Here is a 25168-nt window from a genome sequence, read left to right as displayed (position 1 = left end):
TGCCGACGATGCCCGCATTGATTCGCATCCCCAGTGTTCTGCTGCTGTCCCTGGCCTGTGGCCAGGCCCTGGCGGCGGTGCCGGCCAAGGCCCCCGTGCGGGCCCCGGCCACTGAGGAACTGGCGCTGGAACCGGTGATGGCCGGTGAGTTCGCCCTGCAGGCGGGCAAGCTGGCCGAGGCCGCGCGCTGGTACCTGCAGGCGGCCCAGCAGACCGACGGAGACGCTGGCCTGGCCGAGCGCGCGACCCGCATTTCCATGCTCGCCAACGACGATGCCAGCGCGGCCAAGGGCCTGGCCCTGTGGCAGCAGCGCGCGCCGCGCTCGCTGACCATGCGCAGCGCCGCCGGTGCGCTGGCCATGCGCCAGGGCGATGTGAAGGCCGCCCGTACCGAACTGCAGGCCCTGCTGGCCGATCCCGACGAGCGTGGCTGGAAGTTCGCGCTGGCCGCGTTGATCGGTGGTGGCCGCGATCCGGCGGTGCCGGCGCAGGTGCTGGGCGAGCTGGTCGAGGCCAATGCCATTCCGCCGAAGATCGAAGCCTGGCAGGAGTTCGGCCGCCTCGCGCTGCGCATGGACAAGCCCGAGCTGGCCCGGCGCATGATCGATGAGGTGGTCAAGCGCTTCCCCGAGGAGCCGCGCGTGGCGCTGCTGCGTGCCAGCCAGCTGCAGCAGGCCGGCGAGACCGACAAGGCGCTGTCGCTGCTGCACGACGTCGAGCCGAAGACCCGCCAGGACCCGGAACTGCGCAATGCGGTGGCCATCGCCTATGACAGCCTGGGCCAGCCCTCCGCGGCCGAGCGCGTGCTGGCGTTCGGCCCGCAGGACGTGCAGACCTGGGGCATGCGGGCCTCGCTGCTGGCCAAGCAGGGCGACAAGGCCGCGCTGTCCAACCTGTACAACGAGCTGTCGCGGCAGGCGGCCAAGCCGGATCCGGCGCAGCGCCTGTTGCTGGGCAAGATCGCCGAGTACCTGAAACGCTACCCCGAGGCGGTGCAGTGGTACCACAGCGTGCCCGGCGGCGATGAGCTGAGCGAGGCGCGCCTGCGTGCCGCCAATGCCCAGGCGCTGGCCGGGCGACTGCCGCTGGCGCTGGACGAAGTACATGCGATCCAGTCCGATGCGGTGGTCGACGACGATGTGCGCCGCGACGCCTACCTGCTGGAGGCCGAGCTGCGCCAGCGCGCCGATGACAGTGCCGGTGAGCTGGATGCGCTGGCCCGCGGCCTGGCCGCCTACCCGGATGACAACGGCCTGCTGTACGCCCGTGCGCTTGCCTGGGAGCGTCGCGACGACATCCCGCGTGCCGAGGCCGACCTGCGCAAGATCCTGGTGACCGAACCGGAGAACGTGCCGGCGCTCAACGCGCTGGGGTATACCCTGGCTGACCGTACCGGGCGCCTGCAGGAGGCGCTGGAACTGATCGATCGTGCCCGCGTGGCCGAGCCGGACAATGCCGCCATCGTCGACAGCTATGGCTGGGTGCTGTACCGCCTGGGGCGCAAGGAAGAGGCACTGGTGCAGCTGCGCCGCGCCTGGACCCTGGCCAAGGACCCGGAGATCGCGTCCCACGTTGGCGAAGTGCTGTGGGTGCTGGGCAAGCATGACGAGGCCCGCCACTTCTTCGAAGAGGCTGCCAAGCTCGATCCTGAAAACCGCGCGCTGCTGCGCGCCCGCGAGAAATTCAATCCATGAGTGTTTCCCTGATCCGGCCGCTGCTGTTGGCGGCCGCGACCCTGGCGGTCACCGCCTGCACCAGCGTGGGCACGCAGAAGACGCCGGCGCCGGCCGTGGTCGAAACGGTATCGGCCGAGGCCGCGCAGGCCGAGGCCGCGCGCGTGGCTGCGCTGCATGCCCAGCCGGACTGGGCTTTCCAGGGCCGGGTCGCGGTCAGCAAGGGCAAGGATGGCGGCAGCGGCCGCATCGACTGGAAGCAGGAGGGGCGGCGCTATGGGGTCGAGCTGAGCGCGCCGGTGACCCGGCAGAGCTGGAAGCTGACCGGCGATACCCATTCCGAGGCGGGCCGCCTGGAGGGGCTGGCCGGCGGCCCGCGCGATGGCGAGGACGCCCAGCAACTGCTGCTGGAAGCGACCGGCTGGGACATTCCGGTCAATCAGCTGCCGGACTGGATCCGTGGCCTGGTCGCCGGTGACGCGGCCGGCCCGGAGACGGTCGAGCGCGATGGCGAGGGTCGTCCGCGGCGCATGCAGCAGATGGGCTGGCAGGTGCAGTACCTGGACTGGTACCCGGCCGAGGCCGGGCGCCCGGCGCTGCCGCGCCGGATCGAGGCCAGCAGTGGCGACGCCAAGGTGCGCCTGCTGGTGGACCAGTGGGGGCAGGGCTCGCCATGAGTGCCGCGGGTGACGACGCGGGCTGGTCCTGGTGGCCGGCCCCGGCCAAGCTGAACCTGTTCCTGCATATCACTGGCCGCCGCGCCGACGGTTACCACGACCTGCAGACCGTGTTCCGCCTGCTGGACTGGGGCGACCGGATTGGCCTGCGCCTGCGTGAAGACGGCCAGGTGCGCCGGCAGGGCGAGGGCCTGGCGGGAGTGGCGGAGGCCGATGATCTGGCCGTGCGTGCCGCGCTTCTGCTGAAAGATGTCGCAAATGTCGCGCAAGGTGCGGACATCATCGTTGAAAAGCACGTATCGGCAGGGGGTGGTTTCGGCGGAGGGTCATCCGATGCGGCGACCGTGCTGGTGGTGCTGAACCGGCTCTGGCGGGTTGGCCTGGACGAAGATGCGCTGGCCGCATTGGGCCTTCGGCTGGGCGCCGATGTGCCGGTGTTCGTGCGCGGCCGCAACGCCTGGGCCGAAGGCGTAGGTGAACGCCTGCAGCCGATCGAGCTGGCGCCGGCCTGGTATGTGGTGGTTGAGCCGGGTGTTCATGTGCCCACCCCGGCCCTGTTCGCAGACCCGGATTTGACGCGCGACAGCCCAGTGGCGAAAATAGAGGACTTCGCTTCCGGAACCCTGGTCGGGAACGCGTTCGAACCGGTGCTGCGCCGCCGTGAGCCTGCCGTCGAGGCAGCGCTTGCAGCGTTGAGCGGCATAGGATCGGCGCGGCTGACCGGTTCGGGAAGTGGTTGTTTCGTCGAGTTCGCATCGCAGTCTGCCGCAGAGCAGGGACGGTCGGAATTGCCGAAGGAGTTGCGGGCAAGGGTGGCTGCGGGCGTTGCGCGTTCGCCACTGCTGGATGCACTCGAGCAACACTGATTTATCAATGCAGGGGCGTCGCCAAGAGGCCCAAGGCACCAGGTTTTGATCCTGGCATTCGTAGGTTCGAATCCTACCGCCCCTGCCAATAGCGGCTGTGTCCGCGCCTTCCAGCGCATCGCCCGCGCGGGACGTGGAAACAACCGCGGTGTTGTCAGCAGCAAGGGTCCATCGGGGTCCTTGCCGACTCCGGATCCCCGCCACTCGTCCCCGCCCGAGACAATCATGATGCAAGAGTCCCCGAACCTGCTGGTCTTTTCCGGCAACGCCAACAAACGTCTGGCGCAGAACATCTGCAAGGAACTGGGGGTCCGCCCGGGCAAGGCGCTGGTCTCGCACTTCTCCGATGGTGAAGTGCAGGTGGAAATCGAAGAGAACGTCCGCAAGCAGGACGTGTTCGTGATCCAGCCGACCTGCGCGCCGAGCGCGGAAAACCTGATGGAACTGCTGGTGCTGATCGACGCGCTCAAGCGCGCATCGGTGGCCAGCGTGACCGCCGTGGTGCCGTACTTCGGCTACTCGCGGCAGGATCGCCGCATGCGCTCCTCGCGCGTGCCGATCACCGCCAAGCTGGCGGCCAAGATGTTCAGCACCGCTGGCGCTGATCGCGTGCTGACCGTCGACCTGCACGCCGACCAGATCCAGGGCTTCTTCGATATTCCGGTCGACAACGTGTACGCCTCTCCGCTGCTGCTGGCCGACATCTGGCGCGCCTACGGCACCGAGAACCTGATCGTTGTTTCGCCGGACGTGGGCGGCGTGGTCCGCGCCCGTGCGGTGGCCAAGCGCCTGGACGACGCCGATCTGGCGATCATCGACAAGCGCCGCCCGCGCGCCAACGTCTCCACCGTGATGAACATCATCGGTGACGTCGAAGGCAAGACCTGCGTGATGGTCGATGACATCGTCGATACCGCTGGCACCCTGTGCGCCGCTGCCGCTGCCCTGAAGGCGCGCGGCGCGCTCAAGGTCGCCGCCTACTGCACCCACGCGGTGCTGTCGGGCCCGGCGGTGGACAACATCACCAATTCCCAGCTCGACGAGCTGGTGGTGACCGACACCATTCCGCTGAAGGACGCAGCACGGGTGTGCAGCAAGATCCGCCAGCTGAGCGTGGCGGAGATGCTGGCTGAAACGATGCGCCGCATCGCCTTCGGCGAGTCGGTCAGCTCGCTGTACGTCGACTGATTTTTCGTCCCTGCCGGCAACGGCGGGGACATGCCCCGGGTGCTTCTGGTCGCGGAAGCATCTTCAACCGCCAAGCCGCAAGGCGAGGCAACAACCTGAGTAGTCGAAAATGTCGAAGACCCATGAAATCAAGGTCACCAAGCGTGAACTGCAGCGTAAGGGTGCGAGCCGCCGCCTGCGTCACGCTGGTGTGATCCCGGCCATCGTGTACGGCGGCAACGCCGAGCCGGTCGCCATCAGCCTGGACCACAACGAAATCTGGCTGGCCCAGCAGAACGAGTGGTTCTATGCCTCGATCCTGGACCTGAACCTGGACGGCCAGGTGCAGAAGGTCCTGCTGCGTGACATGCAGCGCCACCCGTACAAGCAGCTGATCATGCACCTGGACTTCCAGCGCGTGAACGAGAACGAAGCCCTGACCGCTTCGGTCCCGCTGCACTTCGTCAACGAAGACACCTCGCCGGCCGGCAAGGCTGCCGACGTCGTGGTCACCCACGAACTGAAGGAAGTGACCATCACCTGCCTGCCGAAGGACCTGCCGGAGTCGATCGAAGTCGACCTGGGCGAGCTGAAGGCCGGTGACGTGGTGTACCTGTCCAACATCAAGCTGCCGAAGGGCGTGGAACTCCCGGCGCTGGCGCTGGGCAAGGACCACGACGACGCCATCGTCACCGCCAAGGCCGGCAAGGCTGACGCGGCCGACGAAGAAGCGGCTGCCGAGTAATACCAAGCGGCGCCTGCCTTCGGGCAGGCGCCGTGCTGGAAGGAACCATGGCAGGACTGCGACTGATCGTCGGTCTGGGCAACCCCGGATCGGAACACGCCCGGACCCGGCACAATGCCGGGTTTCATTTCGTTGAGGCCCTGGCTGAAAAAGCCGGTGCGCGATGGAACGTGGACAGCAAGCTGTTCGGTGAGACCGCCAAGGTCGAGATCGCCGGGCAGACCGTATGGCTGCTTAAGCCGGCCACCTTCATGAATCTCAGCGGCAAGTCGGTCACCGCCGCACAGCGGTTCTGGAAGATCGAGCCGGAAGAAACCCTGCTGGCCCACGACGAACTGGACCTGGCGCCCGGCGTGGCGCGGCTGAAGTTCGACGGTGGCCATGGCGGCCAGAACGGCCTGCGCGACACCATCCGCCTGCTCGGCCACGGCAAGTTCCATCGCCTGCGCGTGGGTATCGGCCACCCCGGCCACAAGGACCGCGTGGTGGGCTGGGTACTGGGCCGCCCGTCGAAGGACGATGACGTGCTGATCGCGCGTGCCATCGACGATGCGATCGACGTGATGCCGCTGGCGGTGCAGGGCGATTTCAGCGAAGCGATGAAGCGCCTGCACACCCCGAAATAATCGGCCCGGCAGGTACCGACCGTGGGTCGGTACGCAAGAGGTCCGGTAGGTACCGACCGTGGGTCGGTACGGAGAATGATTGGAAAAACGGCGCCCACGTCGCTGTTTTCCCAATCACTTTCACCCCAGAGAGCTGTCACCCATGGGTATCAAATGCGGCATCGTCGGCCTGCCCAACGTCGGCAAGTCGACCCTGTTCAACGCGCTGACCAAGGCGGGTATCGCCGCGGCGAACTTCCCGTTCTGCACCATCGAACCGAACGTCGGCATCGTGCCGGTGCCGGATCCGCGCCTGAACGAGCTGGCGGCCATCATCAATCCGCAGAAGGTCATCCCCACCGCGGTCGAGTTCGTCGACATCGCCGGCCTGGTGGCCGGTGCTGCCAGCGGTGAAGGCCTGGGCAACAAGTTCCTGGCCCACATCCGCGAGGTCGATGCGATCACCCACGTGGTGCGCTGCTTCGAGCACGGCGACATCGTGCACGTGGCCGGCAAGGTCGACCCGATCTCGGACATCGAAACCATCGATACCGAACTGGCCCTGGCCGACCTGGACAGCGTCGAGAAGGCGTTGAACCGCGCCGAGCGCGCCGCCAAGGGCGGCGACAAGGACGCGGCAGCGCGCAAGCCGGTGCTGGCCAAGCTGCAGGCGGCGCTGTCGGACGGCAAGGCCGGCCGTTCGGTTGGCCTGGACGAGGAAGAAAAGGCGCTGGTGCGTGACCTGTTCCTGCTGACCCTGAAGCCGGTGATGTACATCGCCAACGTGCTTGAGGACGGTTTCGAGAACAACCCGCACCTGGAAGCCGTACGCGCGCATGCTGCCGCCGAAGGCGCGCAGGTGGTGCCGGTGTCGGCCGCGATCGAAGAAGAGCTGTCCCAGCTCGACGACGAAGACCGCGATACCTTCCTGGCCGACCTCGGCCTGAGCGAGCCGGGCCTGAACCGCGTGATCAACGCGGCCTACAGCCTGCTTGGCCTGCAGACCTACTTCACCGCTGGCGTGAAGGAAGTCCGTGCATGGACCGTGCGCAAGGGCGCCACCGCGCCGCAGGCCGCCGCCGTCATCCACACCGACTTCGAGAAGGGCTTCATCCGCGCGGAAACCATCGCGTATGACGACTTCATCAAGTACAAGGGCGAAGCCGGCGCCAAGGAAGCCGGTCGCCTGCGCCTGGAAGGCAAGGAGTACCGCGTGCAGGAAGGCGACATCCTGCACTTCCGCTTCAACGTCTGATCCTGCGCCATCGGATCAGCGCCGGACGCCCCGCCTTGTGCGGGGCGTTCGCGTTTCCGGAGTTGCGATCCGTCGGGGTCAGATCCCTTTTGCAGGCAAAAGGGATCTGACCCCAGCAGGAGAGGCCGGCTGGACAAAAAAACACCACCTGCGGAAACGCCTGCGGCACGTGGTTCGCAGGCATTTGTCCACAGCAAACTCCCACCGCTTTCCACGTGACGTGTGGAAAACCTCTGAGCGCCCTGTAGAGCCGAGCCCACGCTCGGCTATTGGCGTCGGGGTCAGATCCCTTTTGCAGGCAAAAGGGATCTGACCCCAGCAGGAGATACCGGCTGGACAAAAAAACACCACCTGCGGAAACGCCTGCGGGGCGTGGTTCGCAGGCGCTTGTCCACAGCAAACTCCCACCGCTTTCCACGCCATGTGTGGAAAACCCCTGACTACCTTGTAGAGCCGAGCCCACGCTCGGCTGTTGGCGTCGGGGTCAGATCCCTTTTGCAGGCAAAAGGGATCTGACCCCAGCAGGAGATACCGGCTGGACAAAAAAACACCACCTGCGGAAACGCCTGCGGGGCGTGGTTCGCAGGCGCTTGTCCACAGCAAACTCCCACCGCTTTCCACGTGATGTGTGGAAAACCCCTGACCGCCCTGTAGAGCCGAGCCCACGCTCGGCTGTTGGCGTCGGGGTCAGATGACGGTTGGACAAAAAAACACCACCTGCGGAAACGCCTGCGGCACGTGGTTCGCAGGCGCTTGTCCACAGCAAACTCCCATCGCTTTCCACGTGATGTGTGGAAAACCTCTGAGCGCCCTGCAGAGCCGGGCATGGGCTCGGCTCTACAGCGTGGCACGCGCAAAAAAGCGCCCGGCCATCCCTTGCCGGGCGCTTCCCGCATCACCAGTTGTAGGAGAGACCCAGTTGCGCGCCGACGTTGCGGAAGCCCATGCCGCCACGCTGCCGGCTGATTTCTCCCCAGCCCCGCCAACCACCGGACAGGTTCAGCTGCACGCCGGCCTTGGCCTCGTAGACGTCACGCGGCAGCTGCCGTTGCAGGCGTTCGCCGTCCATCGCCAGCCCTGCGCCATTGCCACCGGACCACCAGTTCACCGCCACATACGGATGGACCTGGCCCTGCGCCGCACCCAGCGCCCTGCTGTACAGGCGCAGGCCGAGGCGGGTGCTTGTCTCGCCACCACCGCGGTCCTCGACCCGGGTGCCGTTGGCCTCGACCACGCGGTCACTGTCGTAGCGGCTGTGCACGACCTGCACCTGTGGTTCCAGGTAGATGCCACGCTGCGCGTTGCGCTGCAGCGGCAGTACATAGCCGGCCTCGGCCGATGCGCTCCAGCTGCGGGCGTCGTAGCGCTCCTTGTGCAGGCCATCGCCCTGCACGCTGTTGCGGAAGCGGCCGTACTGCAGCCAGCCATCCAGATAGGCACCGCCCTCCAGGCGTGCGTCCTGCAACCAGGTGGCATAGGCGCCGACGCTGCTGCCGGTGATCACGCCGCGCGCGGCGTAGCCGGTCAGCTGCGAGCGGCTGTCGTTGCGCGCGCGGCCATGGCCGAGCATTGCACCGGCCTGCAGTTCGCCGCTGCCACCGACATCGAAGCGACGTCCAGCGCCAATCAACAGGCTGTTGATATGACCCTCCACCCGTACCTGGCGGCTGCGGTTGTGGCCGCCGGGCTGCTCGCTGCGAAGATGCATCCAGGCCACTGCATCGCTGCCGTTCTCGGTGGCCGGATCGCCGGCGCGGTCGTGCAGGCTGTGCCGGAACATGCCCAGTGCGGCGCTGCGGTTGGCCAGGTAGGCGGCCGGCTCCGGGCGCTCCACCTGCGGGCGCGGCGGATCGATCGGCGGCGCAGGCGGCAGCGGTGGGTCAACCGGCGGTTGCGGCGGGCCGGGCGGATCGATCGGGGGGGCCGGCGGATCGACCGGCGGATCGACCGGGGGCACGGGCGGATCCACCGGCGGTACGTACTCCGAGCGCAGGTACCAGTGCCCATCATCCGGGGTCGAGGTGCCGCCCTTGAACAGGAAGTAGTCGTAGGCGCCGGCCACCGCACGCCCCTGCAGGCCGAACTGCGCATCCGACTGGCCGCCGACGCTGATCAGGCGGATGCCTTCCCGGGTCAGCGCGCCTGCACCGCCGGCATTGCGCACGCTCACGCTGGCGGTGCCGCTGCTGTTGCCGCCGATCACCAGCTGGTCGCCCAGCGAGGCGTCATCCCCCAGGGCGCGGTTGAACACCCAGTGGCCGCCCTGGCCGACGTAGTCACCGTCGACGGTGATGGTCTTGAATGCTCCCGATGCGGGGGCGTCGAAGACGATGCTGCCGGCATGCTCGAGCGTGCCGACGCTGGAACTGGCGCGCACGTTCCATTGGCTGCTGCCATCCAGTGCCAGCCGTGCGAGCCGGAAACCGGATTCATCACGTAGCGCACCGCTGAACCGCGTGTTGTTGCGCAGGACCATGTGCACGTCAGCGGTCGCGCTGTCGACCACCACGTCGCCGCGCAGTGTGCTGGCATCGGCGCTGAAGTCGATACGGCTGGTCGCCACGCGGCTGCCGTCGGTGAACACCGTGTCGCTGACCCGCAGCAGCCGGCCACTGCCGTTGCCGGCAATGACGTCGCTGCCGTTGATGCTCAGCGCATGATTGCTGCCCTGCAGCCAGAAGGCGGCACCCGTGCTGGTCTCGATCTGGCTTTTGTTGAACACCACGCGGTCCCAGTACGGACCGAACACGGTGACGTAGGAACGATAGGCGCCCGAGTTCGCGCCCTGCGCATGGATGCGCAGGTTGTCGGCGCTGAGCCTGGCGGTGTTCATCTGCACGATGCCGAACGAGGACGCCCCGTGGGTACTGATCGAACCGCCGTCCAGCTGCACGTCCGCCGTGCTGCCGCCCAGGAACACGCCGCCGGACGCGGCGCCGTAGGTGGCGATATCCACGTTCCTGGCACGGATCCGCGAGTAGGGCGTCGGCGGACTGCTGCCGGACGCGCGCAGGCCGTAAACACCGTCGCCATGCGTATCGATGCTGCCACCGGTGATCGTTGCGGTGCCGCCCCAGACGTCCACGCCGTGGCCGTATCCGGTGTCGCCGAAGGTGCTGATCACGGTGTTGCTCAGGTCAGCCAGTGAATCCGCTCCGGACAACCAGATCCCGGAGTTGCCGTCGCGGACCGTGAAATGGGTGCCATCAGCTGTCAGCTGGCCCCAGCTGTTGACGTTCACGCCATAGCCGCCGACGGTATCGAAACGGCCGCCGTTGATCACGGCGCTGGAATGGACGCGCGCGATGCTGCTGCCGAGCAGGCGCAGGCTACCGCCCACCGAGTCGGCCTGCACGTTCTCCAGCAGCACGCTGCCGCCGCCGCCGATATCGAACCAGCCTCCGTCGATGCGGGTGTCGTACAGCTCGGCACGACTGCCTGCGCCGTCCACCGCAACGCCAGCCAGTACACCGCCGGGTGCCAGCGTGATCCGGCTGTTGCGGATCGTCAGCAGGCCGGCACTCTCGGCGCGCAGGCGCGCGCCGCTGCCGGCGCTCATCTGCAGGTTGTCCAGATGCACTTCGCTGCCGTTGCCGGAGGCCCCCGCCAGCGTGCCAACACCGCCGCTCACCGTGATGCGCCCACCCCGGTAGCGGAGCACGCCGCCGTTGTAGGCCTGCACGCTGGCATAGCCGCTGCCGTTATGCGTCCCATCGATATCCACGTCGTGCGCATCAATCACGCTGCCGGCACCGCTGGCATACAGCGCATAGAAGCCGACGCCGGTTGCCGGCGCAATTGAAAGCGTTGCGCCCTGCAGCTGCACCTGGCCGCCCTGGGTGGCGGATACCGCGCTGCCATTGCCGGTCACCTTGATGTGGCTGCCGGCGATCTGCGCATGGCTGCCCGCACCGCTGACCGTCAGCGCAAAGCCGCTTGCGCTGTGGCTGAGGACATCATCTGCGCCAAGCTGCAGGCTGTCGCCGCCGCTGACCTGCAGCGGACCGGTCAGTTCGGCGGCGTGTGCCGGCAGGGCGGCGCACAGGGCACTGGCGAGCAGGCCGGGAATGAGCGGCACGCGCGTGGCGCACGCGCGCGCGGACGCACGGCGAGGCCGTGTGGGGGAGGCGTTCATGCTGGAGGACTTCCTGTGGCAGGGCGCAGCGCGGCTGCGCGAACTGGCGCGGCGGGGCCGCTTCGCTACGGAAGCCATCTGCAATGGCGACTGCAGGCGCCATCGGCTTCCGTCCCCCATGACAGCGCAGCAACAGCCAGCAGGCGCCACGTGGCGGGATGGGTCCAGCCTAGGAAGCGGCGGCGGTCGATGGAATCAGGCGTTTCCTAAAGCGCCCGCCGGCCGGGCCCGGGGCTCGCCAGGTTCAGCCCACGCTTGGGCTCAGGCGAACAGTGAGGCCTGCAGGCAGTACTCGATCAAGGCCTGGTCGCTGTCCACCCCCAGCTTGCGCATGGCACTGATCTTCTGCGTGCTGACGGTCTTGGCGCTGCGCTGCAGCTGCCGGGCGATATCGCCCACGCTCATGCCTCCGGTGAACAGGCGGATCACCTCCAGTTCGCGCGGCGACAGCCGGGCACGCACGGTATCGGCATCGCCGGTTGCAGCGGCCGCCACCGGCAGCAGTCCAGGTGGGCGATAGACGCGGTCGGCCAGGACCACGCGCAGGGCCTGCACCAGGCTGCCCAGGCCGTGGCTCTTGAGCACCACGCCGCCGGCACCGGCGGCATACATCGCGGCCACCAGCGATGGGTTGGAGATCATCGTCAGCACCAGCAGGCGGGTGTCCGGGAAACTGCGGCGCAGGAACGAGATCAGCTTGATGCCATCACCGAAGCGGTCACCGCCGGGCATGCTGTAGTCGGTGATCACCGCCTGCGGCCGGGTACTGCCCATCAGTTCGATCAGGGTTGCCGGATCGGCCGCCTCGCCAACGACCTGCAGATCCAGTTCGCCGGCCAGCACTTCGCGGATGCCGGCCAGCACGATCGGGTGGTCGTCGGCGATGAGGATCCGTGTGGTCATGGTGGGGGAGAGCCATCAGGGGAGGAAGGGGAGGGGGGGCCGGCCAGCGGTTCCAGCAAGCGCTGCAGCCGGCGCTGGAAACCGCTCAACGGGCCGCTCAATGCTGCCAGCGCATCGCCTCGTGCGATGTGCCGTTCGATCAGCAGGCCACTGTCCACCAGCGCAGGGGCGCCGACGATGACCAGCGCGCCGCGGATGCGGTGCAGCACCTGCGCCACGCGAACGCTGTCGGCCGCGATGATGGCCTCGCGCAGGCTGTCCAGGTCGGCCTGCATGGTCTGTACGAACAGCGTCTGCATCTTCGCCGATACCTGCAGCGGAGGGTCGTCGCCGATGCCATCGGCGGCGGCAGGCTCAGCGACCGGGAGCGGCTCGGCGCTGTCGCCGCCGCTGAGTCCGGCCAGCAGGCGCTGCAGCGCCTCGAGGGTGATCGGCTTGACCAGCACGCCCTGCATTCCAGCCTCCCTGCAACGCTGACGTTCGGCCGGATCGGCATTGGCCGTGGCGCCAAGGATCGGTACCACGGCGCCGCGCGCGCGCAGCGCGCGGGCCAGACCGTAGCCATCCAGCCCGGGCATGTTCAGATCGGTCAGCACCAGGCCGAATACCCCCTGTTGCCAGTAGCCCAGCGCTTCGTTGCCATCGCTGGCGACCACGGCACGGCAGCCCAGCTGCTCCAGTTGGCCGCGCAGGATCGCCTGGTTGATCGGGTTGTCTTCGGCCACCAGCACCTGCAGGCCGAAGCGGCGTGTCGCCGGCAGGCGACCCTCGCCGCTGGATGCCAGCGGCTGGCCGCTGGCCGTCGCCAGGGCCGCCACGATGGCATCGAGTCGATGCAGGCCCACCTGCCAGCTGGCGCCGACCCGTTGCGCCCTGGCGCCACCTTCGCGGCAGGCCACGACGTGTGCACCGCCGCTCCAGGCGGGTACTGCGCCGTCCAGTACCAGGTCGAGCAGCACCGCCGTGGGAGGCATGCCCGCCGCCATTTCCGCACGGCAGACGCGGGCATCCGCCCCGCGTTGCTGCAGGCGCTCGCACAGTGATTGCACCAGTTCGCGCACGCTGCCGCGGACCTGCACCTGCAGGTCCAGCGGCAGCCGCGGCGGGGGCGACTGCAACGGGTCCGGCGCTGCCGGCGGCAGCGGCAGCTCGACGCTGAAGCTGCTGCCCAGCCCGCTCTCGCTCACCACGCGCAGCTGGCCGTCCATGAGCGCCGCGAGATGGGCGCAGATGGCCAGGCCGAGGCCGGTTCCACGCATCGCATCGGCGCCGGGGTTGGCCTGGAAGAACGGTTCGAACAGATGGGCCTGGTGCTCGCTGGCGATACCGATGCCGGTGTCGGTCACCTGCCATTGCAGCCAGCAGCGCTGTTCCTGCCAGCGCACCGAGAGGCGCACGACCACGCGCCCGGCGTCGGTGAACTTGAGCGCATTGCTGATCAGGTTGTTGAGTATCTGGCGGATCCGCGCCGCATCACCGCATACCGAGGTGGGCACGTCAGCGTCGATGCAGGCATAGAACTGCAGTCCCTTGTTGGCCGCTGCGGCGGCGTAGGAGTCCAGTGCATCCTCGGTCAATCGTTCCGGATCGAACGGGCTCGGTTCCAGGCTCAGTTGCCCGGCCTCGGCCTTGCTCACGTCGAGGATGTCGCTGATCAACTGCATCAAGGTCGAGGACGAGCGCTGGATCGTGGACAGATAGTCCTGCTGGCGCGCATCCAGGGGCGTCAGGCCCAGCAGCTCAAGCGTGCCGAGGACGCCGTACAGCGGCGTGCGGATCTCGTGGCTCATGGTGGCCAGGAACTGGCTCTTGGCCCGGTTGGCCTGGTCGGCGGCGCGCCGGGCCTGTTGCAGCACCTGCTCGGCTTCGTGCTGGCTGCTGAGATCGATGAACAGGCACAGCAGCGCGGGCTCGCCACGGTAGCGCGCCGGGGTCGCCTTCACCAGCAGATGGCGGCCATCGGGGGTGGTGTAGGCCACGCCATCGCCGGACGGGGTGCCTGCGGCAGCCAGCACGCTGCGTCGCCATGGACCGTGCCAGCCGCCGCCGTGATGGTCTTCGCCCAGCCAGCTGCGCGCCAGGGCGTTGTCCAGCAGCACCGCGCCACCGGCGCGTTGCAGCAGGCACAGCCCGATCGGTGCATTGTCCAGCACCGTGCGGCTGAAGGCTTCGCTTTCCAGCAGGCGTGCGTGGTTGCTGCGCAGTGGTTCGATGACCGAGCGCCGATACGCGCGCAGCACCAGGGTGCCGCCCAGTGCCAGCAGCAACGCCAGCGCCGTTGCCCCCAGCAACGGGCCCTGCGGGTGCTGCAGGATCTGCTGCCAGCTGACGTGGTAGACCGCCAGCCAGCCTCGATCGCTGCGCATGCGGAACTGCAGGCCCGCCATGCCCGCGTGCCAGGAGGTCGCGGCGTCGCTGGCATCGGCGGCATCGCCGAGCAGGAGCCGGCCAGCGGCATCGAACAGCGACAACTGCTGGAACACCGGCACGCCCAGCACCTGGCGGTAGTCATCCACCCGTGCCGGGTCGAGCAGGCAGGCCAGCGCCGCCAGCGAGCCCTCGCGGCGCTCGCCCCACAGCCGTGCATCCTGCGGGGCATGGGCGATGGCCAGCAGGCGCGTCTGGCCGTCGCGCCAGGGCACGGCAACCCAGGCGATGCCGCCGCGCTGCAGTGCGGGCTGGGTGCTCATCGCCTGATGGATGGCGGTGATCGCCGGGCGCAGATGGTGCGGACTGTTCTGGCCGGCCTCCGCGCCGGACATCTGGACCGGTGCCAGCAGCCCGCGTGTGCCCTGCCCATCGACCAGCAGGCAGTGCGGTGGCGGGTAGTGCGAGGCCGACCAGAAGGTGCCGTAGAAGCGCAGGAAGCGATCGCCCAGTTCGGTTGGTGCGGGGGCACCGACGCGTTCTTCTTCGCTGCCGACCAGAGCGAAGTTGGCGAACAGCGGACCGCGCTGCAGCTCCGTGCTGGCATCCGGCATCGGCACTCCCTGCGTGCCGACATCATGCAGCCGCCACTGGCGCAGGAACCGTTCCTGTTCGCGCAGGGTGCCGTCCAGGCGACGGAAGTGGTACTCGATCTTGCTGCGTTCTTCGTTCAGCAGCTGCGTGCCGGTGGACAGCAGCAATCCAGCCTGCAGGGTGGCCAGTACCACCACCCCGATCAGCAGGGCATGGACACGCAGGGAGCGGCGAGCGAGTCGGCGAACGGGAGCGGCCTCGGCCGGCATGGCAGGTCTCGGAGCAAGGGGCGGTCAGCGGTGGCGTGCGGAGCGCGGGGGTGGCCGGCTGCCGTTGCATAGACAGGATCGTCAATGCCGCTTGATGAATCCGTGAAGCCGGCGTGCAGCCGGCTTCAACGCATGATCGCCGGAGTGGCCTCGTCAAGGCGGGGGGCTTCACCGTCCAGCAGGCGGGTGAATTCGTCCGAAGGCAACGCCTGCGAGATCAAGAAGCCCTGCACCTGGCTGCAGCCGAGCTGGCGCAGCGCTGCAAGGTCGGCATCGCTTTCCACGCCCTCGGCCACGATGGTCAGCCCCAGCTGGTTGGCCAGGGCGATGATGGTCGACAGGGTCAGGTGCAGGGCGGGATCGCGGGCACAGCCACTGACCAGTGCACGGTCGATCTTGACCTCGGTGAAAGGCGTGTTGACCAGGTTGTGGACCGAACTCAGGCCCTGTCCGAAATCGTCCTGGGCCAGCCCGAAGCCCTTCATGCGCAGGCGGCAGGCCCCCGCATAGAAATCGCTGACATGGCGGGTGGTGCTGTTCTCCATCAGTTCAAAGCAAAGTTCGCCGGGGTTGCCGCCGAGGGCCAGGGTCATGGCCAGCAGCTCGTCGGGCAGGTCGGACTGCTCAAGCAGATGCGGCGGCAGATTGATCGAGACCGGTACCCGGAAGCCCTGCGTGCGCCAACGCGCCTGTGCCGCGATGCTGGCCTTGAGCATCATCCGCAGCAGCTCGCCTTCCAGCCCGTGCCGGCACATCGCGGGAAGGAAGCTGCCGGCCGCCAGCGTTCCCAGCAGGGGATGGCGCCAGCGCACCAGTGCTTCAGCCGCCACGACCCGTCCGGACTGCAGTGATTTCTTCGGCTGGAACCAGGCCGTGAGGCTGCCGTCGGCCATCGCCTGCCGCAGCTGCCGCGCATCGGGCTCGGCCAGCGCCGGGGCGTGGGCCGGTGCGGTGTCCGTGGAGGGACGTGCCTTTGCCAGCGCTTCAAACAGGGCTTCGACATCGGCCGCCGACACCGGCTTGGGCAGCAGGCCGATCACATCCAGCCCCAGCGATTCGGCCATCAGGCGCGCCGAGGTCATCATCCGCCGCGAGGCGGCGCTGGCCACCGCAAGGCGCGGCGGACGCGGTTGCGCGGCCAGTGCCTGGATGAACTGGATGCCGTCCTGTCCCGGCATCAGCAGGTCACTTACCACCAGGTCATAGGACTGGCAGGCGCACAGGGCGATCGCCGCGTCCACGTCCTCGCAGGCGTCGACCTGCACGCCGTCGCGGCTGCCGAACAGGTTGGCCAGGTAGCCACGCTGGAACGGCTGGTCTTCCAGGATCAGGATGCGCTGGGTCATGCGCAGTGTCCTTGGCGCAGGGCGGTGATCGCCTTGCGCAGGCGCGCGATGTCGATGGGCTTGCTCAGGTAGCCCTGCATGCCACTGGCCAGGCAGCGTTCGCGTTCCTCGGCGGTGGCATTGGCGGTGGCGCCGATCACCGGCAACGGGTTGCCGTCCTCGCGCAATTGCCGGGCCAGCGCATGGCCATCCATGCGCGGCATGTTGATGTCGGTCACCACCAGGTCGAAGACCTGTTCGCGGCACAGCTGCAGTGCTTCCGCGCCGTCCTGGGCCAGTTCCACCGCGCAGCCCAGGGTGCGCAGCTGTTCGGCCAGGATCACCCGGTTGATCGGGTTGTCCTCGACGGCCAGCACGCGCAGGCCCAGTGGCATCAGCGGGGTGGCGCCGAGGGTTTCCGGCAGCAGGGCGCGCTGCTGCTGCAGGCTGGCCAGGGCATTGCCGATCGCGGTCATGCCATGCAGGGTGACCAGCAGGCTGCCATCGGCCGCCAGCGTCGGCTGCTCACCGCCGTCGATCGAGGCCACCACCCGCGGGCCGGTCCACGCCAATGGCGTGGACGCTTCGCCATCCATCAGGATCGCGCCGTCATGGTCGAGCAGGGCCGGGTCGCCCAGCAGCGGCTGCGCGTTGGCCCCCCAGCGCTGCAACCAGCCGCACGCACTGTCCACCAGCTCACGGTCACGGCCGCGGACCAGGATCTGTGGCTCCGCCTGCAGCACCGGGCCGTCGTCGGGTGCGGCCAGCACCGGCAGCGGCAGGCGCACGCTGAAGCTGCTGCCCAGTCCCGGTTCGCTGACCACCTGCAGTTCGCCGCTCATCAGGCGCACCAGGCGGTCGCTGATGGACAGGCCGAGCCCGGTGCCCTGCGCGCTGGCGGCGCCGCGGACCTGGCGGAACGGCTCGAACAGGCGTGCCTGTTCCTCGGCAGCGATGCCCACGCCGGTGTCGGTCACCTGCCAGGCCAGTACGCTCGATTCACCTTCGCGCTGTACCTGGCGCACGCGCAGCACCACGCGGCCATGCTCGGTGAACTTGATGGCGTTGCTGAGCAGGTTGCCCAGCACCTGGCGGATGCGGTCGGCGTCGCCGAGGACGCGCGTCGGCAGGCGTGGATCGGTGCACACCAGGATCTGCAGGCCCTTGCAGGTGGCCGCCGCAGCAAAGCTGCGCAGCACGCTCTCGGTCAGTTCGCGTGGCGAGAACGAACTGGGCTCCAGGCTGAGCTGGCCGGATTCGATCTTGGAGACATCCAGGACATCGCTGATCAGCTGCAACAGCACCGACGACGAACTCTCGATGGTGCGCAGGTACTGCGACTGCCGCGCATCCAGCGTGGTGTGGCCGAGCAGCTCGAGGGTACCCAGCACGCCGTACAGCGGGGTGCGGATTTCATGGCTCATGGTGGCCAGGAACGCGCTCTTGGCCTGGTTGGCGGCATCGGCGGCCTGGCGTGCCGACGACAGTGCGGCCTGTGCCTGGCGATGCCGCGAGATGTCATGGAAGACACACAGCAGCACATCATCGCCCTGGTAGCGGCAGGCGGCATGCAGCACCTGCAGCTGCCGCCCGTCGCGGGTGGTGAACTCCAGGCCACGGCCACGCTCGCCGGCGTGCCCGCGCCAGGGCGCCTGCCAGTCGCTGTCTTCGCCATCCTCGCCCAGCCAGTCGCGCAGGAGCTGGTTGCTGAGCAGCAGGTGGCGGTCGCCGCGGCGCAGGACGCAGATCCCGACCGGTGCCATGTCGATCACGGTTGAGCTGAAGTCGAGGTTCTCCAGCAACCGCCGGTGCTGCTGCAGCGCCGGCTGGATGAGCTGGCGGTCGACGCGGTGGCGCAGCAGGCGCAGCGCGATGGCGGCCAGCAGCAGCAACAGGGCGCAGACCAGCAGCGGCGCCGCCAGGTCGGCCAGCAGCAACGGCGGCGGCAGGTGGTAGACCAGCCGCCAGCCATCGTTGCCGACACTTTTCACCAGCGCCACCCCACGCGGCAGGCCGCCACTCCACAGCGTGCCGAAGCTGTCGTCCTGGCGTTGCCGCAGCGTCTTCCAACCGGCACTGTCCAGCCGTGGCGCCTGGCTGGACAACGCGGGTTGCCCTGCCGCATCGAGCAGCGCATAGCCGCCGATGCCCTGGCCATCGATCATGCTCGCCGCCGCAGCAGCATCGAGCAGCAGCAACAGCCACTGCGCCGGATGGGGGCCGGCCTGTACCGGCTGCGCGAGTGCCACGCCGGCCTCGCCGGGTCGCATCCAGTACACCGGGTCGGCACCGTCGAGGCTGCCACTTCGCGCCTGCAGGGCACGCAGTGACGGCAGGCGGGCAAGGTCGGCCTCGGCGCCGCCGCCGGCCAGCCAGTGGGCACCCTCGGCATCGATCAGCAACAGCTGCGTCTGCAGGGCCTGCAGGGTGTGCTCGGCGCGCGCCGACAGCAGCAGGTGCTGCCCGGCTTGGCCTCCCGGGCCATCCAGCGCAACCTGGCGCATGCCTTCGCCCTCGGAAGGCGCCGCCGGCGCGCCTGTCACCACCGAATCGCCCAGGTAGCGGAGCAGGGCTTCGCGCTGGTCGAAGTAGATCTGCGCCTTGTAGGCGGCCGCGTTCATTTCGCGGCGGTGCGTCGAGATGTCCTCGGTGAACGCGCTGAGCAGGTAGAAGCCGGCGGCGGCTGCCAGGCAGATGAACACGCACACGGTCAGGCAGCGCAGCAGCACCGAGGAGGTGGCGGGCGGCGCGGCAGGGGGCAGCGAGGGGCGGGGAATGCGCAACATGGGCCGATGCTAGAGAGCGCTGCCGAAGCGGCGGAATCAGGTGTTTCCTAAAAGCCGCATGTGCCGCCTTGTGGACACCTCCATGTGTGCCTTCCGTTCAGGAAGGCAAGAAAAAACCCCCGCCGGAGCGGGGGTTCCCTGTGCCATGCAGCGGGCAGTGACGGCTTACAGTTACAGCGCGCTGCCGCCGAACTTGTGGGTGTACTGCAGGTTGATCGTGCGGCCAACGCTGTCGAACCAGGACACGTCGTAGTACGGATACGCGGTGTACGTGGCGTCCTTCGGCGGCATCTTGTTGAACACGTTGACCACCGACAGCGACAGCCGCGAATGGTCGTCGAAGCGGTACTGCAGCGACGCGTTGTAGCGGTAGGTCGCCTTGATGTACGGGCTGTCGCCGCTGTCCCACTTGAACGACTGGTCGTAGTTGTCCGAGGTCGGCAGCTTGCCCAGCCGCGATCCGTAGACCGTGGCCGACCATGCGTCCTTCTCCCAGGTCACGCTCAGGCTGGTCTTGGTGCGCGGGATATCGAAGCCGCTGTTGACCGCGAACTGGTCCAGGGTCGGATCACCCGGGTAGCGCTGGAAGTCATGCTTCTTCACCCAGGTGTGGGTGCCGTTGAGGATGAAGTCGCCGATGCCGGTCTGCAGGCGGTAGCGCAGGCCGACGTCGATGCCGGAGGTGGACTCGCGGGCGACGTTGATCGGTGCCACGCGCACGCCGTACAGGCGGCCGTCGCTGGTACGGGTGATGCGGTCGAGCGCATCCACGCAGGTCGGCGAGCTGATGTCGGCGCTGCCCAGGCGGCAGTTCGCTTCGTTGGCCAGGATCGTGCGCACGTCCATGTCCTGCACCTGCTTGCGCATGTCGATGTCGAACCAGTCCACCGACAGGTCCAGGCCGATCGCCGGCGACCAGACCAGGCCGGCACTCCACGAGGTGCTGGTTTCCGGGTCGAGCTGGCGGTTGCCGGTGCGGCTGCGGATCAGGTTGCGCTCGTAGTCGGAACAGTCGCTGGCACCGTCGGCACGGCAGCTGTACAGGTCTTCGGCGGTGGTCTCGTCGTTGCCCGGGCCGGCGAACACGTAGTGCAGGTCCGGTGCGCGGAACGCGGTGCCATACGAGCCACGTACCAGCAGGGTGTCGATCGGGCGCCATTCCAGGCCGCCACTCCAGGTCGCCTTGCCGATGGTGTGGCCGGAATAGCGGTACTGGTCGTAGCGGCCGGCCACGCTCAGGTTGACCGTCTCGTGCAGCGGCATGCGCAGCTCGGCGGCGGTGGCCCAGCGGTTGCGCGAACCCTGGCCGTCCGAATCCTTCCAGCTGTAGTAGTAGTACTGGGTGGCCAGCGGATCGGGGTTCAGCGCATACGCCTGCTGGCCCACTTCCACGGTCGCGGCGAACCCGGCATCACCGCCCGGCAGGCCGAACAGGGCCGAGTTGGTCACGGTGAACGCAGCCGTCTCGGTGCGCGACTTCGGCGTGTAGGTGGTACGGGCGGCGATCGAATCGTACTCGGCGCGGGTCAGCGGCCGGTACAGGCGCGACGGGTCGGCGTTGTAGATCGGGAAGCCGTCGTCGTCCACGCCCAGCTGCGGGCCCAGGAACAGGTCATTGGCCTTGGAGGCGATGATCTGCGCCCAGCTGATCCGCGACTGGTACTGCGAGTGGCTCAGTGCCGCTTCGTAGTCCCAGTTGCCGGCCAGCTTGCCCTTGAAGCCGGTGGTCACGCTGAAGGTCTTCTGCGTGCTGCGCACCATCGCGTTGTTCAGGCCGCCCATTTCTTCGGGCGAGAACTGGCGCTGCCAGAACTCGATCTCGCCGGTGGCCTGGTTGTTGAAGTAGCCCGACTCGTCGCCGTTGGCATCCATCCGGCCCCACTTGGTGACGTCGCGCATCAGCGACATCGTGTGGTAGCCCAGCTGTACGTCGGCGAACCACTGCTGGCCGTTGTCGAAGTCGTAGCTCAGCGACGCGTAGCCGTTGGCGCCGCGGCGCTTGCTGAGGATGGTGCCGTAGCCGATCGAGCTGTCGCTGCCGCAGTAGTAGCCATACTTCGGACGGTAGGCGCGGTAGGTGCTGCCCTGGTTCTGCCCGGCCAGGGCGTCGCAGGTGGCGGCACCCGGGTCCAGGTAGTTGTCGTCGTAGTCGGTACGCAGGTAGGCGCGGCGGGCGATGCGCGAGCCTTCGGTCGGGCCGTCCTGGGTCGAATCCTGGATGTCGCGCTCATAGGCCCACAGCGGGGTCTGCGACTGCAGTTCAACGCTGTACACGGCGTTGAAGTTGCCACGGCTGAAGCCGCTGGCGATGCTCATGTCGAACGATTCGCCACCGCCCTCGCTGGTGGTGCCCATGCGCATGTCGATGGTGGTGCCATCGGCCTTCTTCTTCAGGATGAAGTTGACCACGCCGGCGATCGCGTCCGAGCCGTAGATGGCCGAGGCGCTGCCGGTCAGCACTTCGATGCGGTCGATCATGCCCAACGGGATGTTGGAGACATCGGTGAAGTTGCTGCGGCCCTTGAACGGCATCGGGAAGTCGGCGATGCGGCGGCCGTTGACCAGCACCAGCGTGTGGTTCGGGCCGAGGCCGCGCAGGTCCACCTGCTGGGCGCCCGGCGAGAAGTCGGCGCCGCTGGACGACTGCTGGCTCTGGGTCTCACCGCCGTTCTGGGTCATCGACCGCAGCACGTCGGGCACGGTGGTGAAGCCGCTGGAGCGGATCTGCTCGGCGCTGATCACCGTGATCGGGGCGGGACCTTCCACCTGGGCGCGCGGAATGCGCGAACCGGTGACCTGCACCGCATCCAGTTGTTGAACCGAAGAGGAAGCCGGTGCCTGGGCCGCCGCGGAAGCAGCCACGCCCATCAACGCCAGCTGGATCGACCACGCCATCGCCTTTCTACGCATGAGGAATTCTCGGAAATGAAGCCGGCCCACAGAGGAGGGGCCCTGTCCCCCATTCAGATTTCTGGAATGGGCGCGCGCATTTAACGCCTTTTTTATGTCCTTGACTACTGGGTGTCTATCTGGCAAAGAGTGAAAACGCTTGCAAGTCGATTTTGTTCAGGGAGATCAAGATGCGGCGCCTCCTCAGCCCTTTGCGCGGACCCTTCCTCCGGCTGGCCCTGCTGGCCCTGGCCTGGCCACTCGCAGCACCTGCCCAGGACCAGCAGGGCCCTGGTTTCGCCTATTACGAAGTCGGCGACCTGGAAGCGCCCAGGCCGGGGCCGCGCGCGCCGGCGATGATGCTGATGGGCGGCGGCGAATGGGTGCCCGAGGCCTTCCAGTGGTGGCTGCGGCAGGCCGGCAATGGACGCGTGCTGATCCTGCGCGCCTCTGGCAGCGATGAGCTGCAGGACCGGCTCTATCGCGACATCGGCGGCACCACTGCGGTGCAGACCCTGGTCTTCGACAGCCGTCGCGGCGCCGACGACCCGGCCGTGCTGCGGGTGGTGGCCGCGGCCGATGCGATCTTCATCGCGGGCGGCGACCAGTCGCGCTACATCCGCTTCTGGAAGGGCACCGCGCTCAACCGGGCACTCAACGCGCATGTGCGTGCCGGCAAGCCGATTGCCGGTACCAGCGCCGGACTGGCCATCCTCGGCGGCTATGCCTATGGCGCGATGGATGGCGGCAGCATCACCTCCGCCGGTGCACTGGCCGACCCGATGGGCAGCGCAGTGACCATGGACAGTGGCTTCCTGCAGATGCCCTACCTGCAGCGGGTGGTCACCGATACCCATTTCGACAAGCGCGACCGGCTCGGTCGCCTGATCGTCTTCGTAGCGCGCGCCGCGCAGGACAGTGGCGATCCCGACATCGTCGGCATCGGTGTCGACGAGGACACCGCCTTGTGCGTGGAACCCGATGGCCAGGCCCAGGTCTACAGCGCCGATGGCGAGGGCAAGGTCTGGGTGGTCAGCCCCGGCCGCGATGCCGACCGCCTGGTCGAGGGCGAGCCCCTGCGCTTCCACGCGGTGCCGGTCACGGTGGTCGCCAGTGGCAGCCGCATGCGGCTGGACGACTTCCAGGCCGATGCCGACTACCAGGCCGTGGCCGACATCAGCGATGGCGAGATCGAAGTCGTCCGCCAATGATCCACCTTCCGGGTCGTGCCGGCGGTGATGCCAGATTTGCCGGCCAGCGGCGGGCACTACCCTTGCAATGCTCTTTTGCCGGCCAGCGGCCGGCACCACCCGTGCAATCCGCCCTCGTTCTGCTGGAGACGTAACCGATGAAACTGCGCCTGGCGCTGTCCGCGCTGTTGTCCCTGCCGCTGCTGGCCCAGGCGGCACCCGCCACCTCGCCGTTGCTGGTCATCCACGGTGGTGCCGGCGTCGAGCGCAAGGACCTGTCGCCGGCCGAAGAGAAGGCTGCACGCGATGCGCTGCGCGCGGCGCTGCTGAAGGGACATGCGGAACTGGCCGCGGGGCGGCCGGCGCTGGCGGCGGTCACCGCGGCGATCACCGTGCTGGAGGATGATCCGACCTTCAACGCCGGCAAGGGGGCGGTATTCACCCACGACGGCCACAACGAGCTCGATGCGGCGGTGATGGATGGCGCGACCCAGGCCGCGGGTGCGGTGGCCGGCGTGCAGCGGGTGCGCAACCCGATCCTGCTGGCGCAGACGGTGATGCAGAAGTCCAGGCACGTGATGATGGTCGGGCAGGGCGCCGAGGCCTTCGCGGTGGAGCAGGGCATGCCGCTGGTTGATCCGTCGTACTTCCGCACCGACAAGCGCTGGCAGCAGCTGCAGCGCGCGCTGAAGGAAGAGGCCAGTGGCCAGGCCCATGCCGACCTGGAGACCGCCCGCCACTTCGGCACGGTCGGTGCGGTCGCGCTGGACGCGCAGGGGCATCTGGCCGCAGGCACGTCCACCGGCGGCATGACCAACAAGCGCTATGGGCGCGTGGGTGACTCGCCGATCATCGGCGCGGGCACCTGGGCCGATGCGCGCTGTGCGGTGTCGGGCACCGGCTGGGGCGAGTACTACATCCGCACCGCGGCCGCGCACGAGATCTGCGCACGCATGCGCTACCAGGGTCAGAGTCCGGAACAGGCCGGCAAGGGCGTGATCAACGAGACCATCCCGCAGATGGGGGGCGATGGCGGGGCGATCGTGCTCGCCGCAGACGGAAAAATGGCCACTCCGTTCAATACCCAGGGCATGTATCGGGGCTGGATCGGCGCCGACGGTGTCCCCCATGTCGCGATTTTCGCCAGCGAGGCGCTGCCGTCGCCCGGTCAATAGCCTTGCGTATCAATGGGTTTGCGACGCATGTGAAAAAAAGTGAAAAAAAGCGTTGACAGACCCCCGTCTCATCTCCAGAATTGCGGGCTCACCACCACACACCGCAACGCTTCGGCGGCACGGAATGGGGTGGTAAGGAGGGATACCCAAGCGGCCAACGGGGGCAGACTGTAAATCTGCTGGCTTACGCCTTCGGTGGTTCGAATCCACCTCCCTCCACCAGTTTCACGTTGTGACATTCCCGGCGCGGGAGTAGTTCAATGGTAGAACCTCAGCCTTCCAAGCTGATGGTGCGGGTTCGATTCCCGTCTCCCGCTCCATTGAATGAACTTTGAATATTATCGAGTTCATGTCATAATGCAAAACTCGGCTCACGTAGCTCAGTCGGTAGAGCACTTCCTTGGTAAGGAAGAGGTCGAAGGTTCGATTCCTTTCGTGAGCACCATCTTAAGCATCACCTCTCAGACGAATTCGAGATAAGCAGCCATGGCCAAGGGTAAGTTCGAGCGCACCAAGCCGCACGTCAACGTCGGCACCATCGGTCACG

At 67.8% G+C, this 25168-nt stretch carries 15 protein-coding genes and 4 tRNA genes; 13 read left to right on the top strand and 6 right to left on the bottom strand.

Translation table 11 applies throughout. The features are described from left to right. Positions 1–8 precede the first annotated feature (8 nt). From Q0P60_RS03975 to ychF, 8 genes are all read left to right on the top strand, one after another. On the top strand, positions 9–1694 hold the full coding sequence (locus Q0P60_RS03975; protein WP_294988548.1) for a tetratricopeptide repeat protein: 1686 nt from the start codon (positions 9–11) through the stop codon (positions 1692–1694). Continuing rightward, entirely contained in the window at positions 1691–2350 is a 660-nt protein-coding gene (gene lolB / locus Q0P60_RS03970) for a lipoprotein insertase outer membrane protein LolB (protein WP_294988545.1), read from the top strand. Before Q0P60_RS03975 ends, lolB begins: the two co-directional genes overlap by 4 nt. After that, positions 2347–3216, top strand: coding sequence for a 4-(cytidine 5'-diphospho)-2-C-methyl-D-erythritol kinase (gene ispE, locus Q0P60_RS03965; protein WP_294988542.1), 870 nt, complete (start codon positions 2347–2349; stop codon positions 3214–3216). Before lolB ends, ispE begins: the two co-directional genes overlap by 4 nt. Positions 3217–3227: 11 nt before the next feature. After that, a tRNA-Gln gene (locus Q0P60_RS03960) sits at positions 3228–3304 on the top strand. Between the two features lie 140 nt (positions 3305–3444). Further along, the gene (locus Q0P60_RS03955; RefSeq protein WP_005415400.1) at positions 3445–4404 is read left to right on the top strand and encodes a ribose-phosphate diphosphokinase; all 960 of its coding nucleotides are present in this window, start codon (positions 3445–3447) and stop codon (positions 4402–4404) included. A 109-nt stretch (positions 4405–4513) separates the two neighbouring features. Beyond that, entirely contained in the window at positions 4514–5128 is a 615-nt protein-coding gene (locus Q0P60_RS03950) for a 50S ribosomal protein L25/general stress protein Ctc (protein ID WP_294988539.1), read from the top strand. A gap of 47 nt (positions 5129–5175) precedes the next feature. Then, complete coding sequence (gene pth, locus Q0P60_RS03945) at positions 5176–5754, top strand: aminoacyl-tRNA hydrolase (RefSeq protein ID WP_008268208.1); 579 nt, start codon at positions 5176–5178, stop codon at positions 5752–5754. A gap of 142 nt (positions 5755–5896) precedes the next feature. After that, positions 5897–6988 carry a redox-regulated ATPase YchF gene (ychF, locus tag Q0P60_RS03940; RefSeq protein WP_100471380.1) on the top strand — a complete coding sequence of 364 codons (1092 nt, stop codon included), beginning with the start codon at positions 5897–5899 and terminating at the stop codon, positions 6986–6988. 895 nt (positions 6989–7883) lie between these two features. On the opposite strand, the gene Q0P60_RS03935 is transcribed toward ychF, so the two are convergent. The 6 genes from Q0P60_RS03935 to Q0P60_RS03910 all read right to left on the bottom strand — a co-directional run bounded on the left by Q0P60_RS03935 (position 7884) and on the right by Q0P60_RS03910 (position 22277). Beyond that, positions 7884–11123 carry an autotransporter outer membrane beta-barrel domain-containing protein gene (locus Q0P60_RS03935; RefSeq protein ID WP_294988531.1) on the bottom strand — a complete coding sequence of 1080 codons (3240 nt, stop codon included), beginning with the start codon at positions 11121–11123 and terminating at the stop codon, positions 7884–7886. Positions 11124–11384: 261 nt separating this feature from the next. Next, positions 11385–12026, bottom strand: coding sequence for a response regulator (locus tag Q0P60_RS03930; RefSeq protein ID WP_294988528.1), 642 nt, complete (start codon positions 12024–12026; stop codon positions 11385–11387). Continuing rightward, positions 12023–15256 carry a hybrid sensor histidine kinase/response regulator gene (locus Q0P60_RS03925; RefSeq protein ID WP_294988525.1) on the bottom strand — a complete coding sequence of 1078 codons (3234 nt, stop codon included), beginning with the start codon at positions 15254–15256 and terminating at the stop codon, positions 12023–12025. The genes Q0P60_RS03930 and Q0P60_RS03925 overlap by 4 nt, the downstream gene beginning before the upstream one ends. A gap of 125 nt (positions 15257–15381) precedes the next feature. Next, on the bottom strand, positions 15382–16602 hold the full coding sequence (locus tag Q0P60_RS03920; RefSeq protein ID WP_294988522.1) for an EAL domain-containing response regulator: 1221 nt from the start codon (positions 16600–16602) through the stop codon (positions 15382–15384). After that, positions 16599–19367 (bottom strand): response regulator, encoded by a 2769-nt coding sequence (locus Q0P60_RS03915; protein WP_294988519.1) that lies wholly within the window; start codon positions 19365–19367, stop codon positions 16599–16601. Before Q0P60_RS03915 ends, Q0P60_RS03920 begins: the two co-directional genes overlap by 4 nt. 171 nt (positions 19368–19538) lie before the next feature. Continuing rightward, positions 19539–22277 carry a TonB-dependent receptor gene (locus tag Q0P60_RS03910; protein WP_294988517.1) on the bottom strand — a complete coding sequence of 913 codons (2739 nt, stop codon included), beginning with the start codon at positions 22275–22277 and terminating at the stop codon, positions 19539–19541. A gap of 170 nt (positions 22278–22447) precedes the next feature. Here Q0P60_RS03910 and Q0P60_RS03905 point away from each other — a divergent pair, with 170 nt between their 5' ends. From Q0P60_RS03905 to Q0P60_RS03885, 5 genes are all read left to right on the top strand, one after another. Further along, positions 22448–23467, top strand: coding sequence for a cyanophycinase (locus tag Q0P60_RS03905; protein ID WP_294988514.1), 1020 nt, complete (start codon positions 22448–22450; stop codon positions 23465–23467). A gap of 137 nt (positions 23468–23604) precedes the next feature. Next, a complete protein-coding gene (locus Q0P60_RS03900; RefSeq protein ID WP_294988511.1) occupies positions 23605–24621 on the top strand; it encodes an isoaspartyl peptidase/L-asparaginase in 1017 nt (338 codons plus the stop codon). Between the two features lie 136 nt (positions 24622–24757). Next, positions 24758–24843, top strand: a tRNA-Tyr gene (locus Q0P60_RS03895). Positions 24844–24867: 24 nt separating this feature from the next. After that, positions 24868–24941 (top strand) — tRNA-Gly (locus Q0P60_RS03890). A gap of 49 nt (positions 24942–24990) precedes the next feature. Then, positions 24991–25066 (top strand) — tRNA-Thr (locus tag Q0P60_RS03885). Positions 25067–25168: the final 102 nt, after the last annotated feature.

The sequence above is a fragment of the uncultured Stenotrophomonas sp. genome (assembly GCF_945952405.1).
Taxonomy (GTDB): domain Bacteria; phylum Pseudomonadota; class Gammaproteobacteria; order Xanthomonadales; family Xanthomonadaceae; genus Stenotrophomonas.
The sequence above is the reverse complement of the archived record's forward strand: the minus strand, read 5'-3'. Positions and strand labels throughout refer to the sequence as shown.

Coding starts and splice junctions, on each gene's coding strand:
- Q0P60_RS03975 (WP_294988548.1), top strand. CDS start 9: ATGCCCGCATTGATTCGCATCCCCAGTGTTCTGCTGCTGTCCCTGGCC.
- lolB (WP_294988545.1), top strand. CDS start 1,691: ATGAGTGTTTCCCTGATCCGGCCGCTGCTGTTGGCGGCCGCGACCCTG.
- ispE (WP_294988542.1), top strand. CDS start 2,347: ATGAGTGCCGCGGGTGACGACGCGGGCTGGTCCTGGTGGCCGGCCCCG.
- Q0P60_RS03955 (WP_005415400.1), top strand. CDS start 3,445: ATGCAAGAGTCCCCGAACCTGCTGGTCTTTTCCGGCAACGCCAACAAA.
- Q0P60_RS03950 (WP_294988539.1), top strand. CDS start 4,514: ATGTCGAAGACCCATGAAATCAAGGTCACCAAGCGTGAACTGCAGCGT.
- pth (WP_008268208.1), top strand. CDS start 5,176: ATGGCAGGACTGCGACTGATCGTCGGTCTGGGCAACCCCGGATCGGAA.
- ychF (WP_100471380.1), top strand. CDS start 5,897: ATGGGTATCAAATGCGGCATCGTCGGCCTGCCCAACGTCGGCAAGTCG.
- Q0P60_RS03935 (WP_294988531.1), bottom strand. CDS start 11,123: ATGAACGCCTCCCCCACACGGCCTCGCCGTGCGTCCGCGCGCGCGTGC.
- Q0P60_RS03930 (WP_294988528.1), bottom strand. CDS start 12,026: ATGACCACACGGATCCTCATCGCCGACGACCACCCGATCGTGCTGGCC.
- Q0P60_RS03925 (WP_294988525.1), bottom strand. CDS start 15,256: ATGCCGGCCGAGGCCGCTCCCGTTCGCCGACTCGCTCGCCGCTCCCTG.
- Q0P60_RS03920 (WP_294988522.1), bottom strand. CDS start 16,602: ATGACCCAGCGCATCCTGATCCTGGAAGACCAGCCGTTCCAGCGTGGC.
- Q0P60_RS03915 (WP_294988519.1), bottom strand. CDS start 19,367: ATGTTGCGCATTCCCCGCCCCTCGCTGCCCCCTGCCGCGCCGCCCGCC.
- Q0P60_RS03910 (WP_294988517.1), bottom strand. CDS start 22,277: ATGCGTAGAAAGGCGATGGCGTGGTCGATCCAGCTGGCGTTGATGGGC.
- Q0P60_RS03905 (WP_294988514.1), top strand. CDS start 22,448: ATGCGGCGCCTCCTCAGCCCTTTGCGCGGACCCTTCCTCCGGCTGGCC.
- Q0P60_RS03900 (WP_294988511.1), top strand. CDS start 23,605: ATGAAACTGCGCCTGGCGCTGTCCGCGCTGTTGTCCCTGCCGCTGCTG.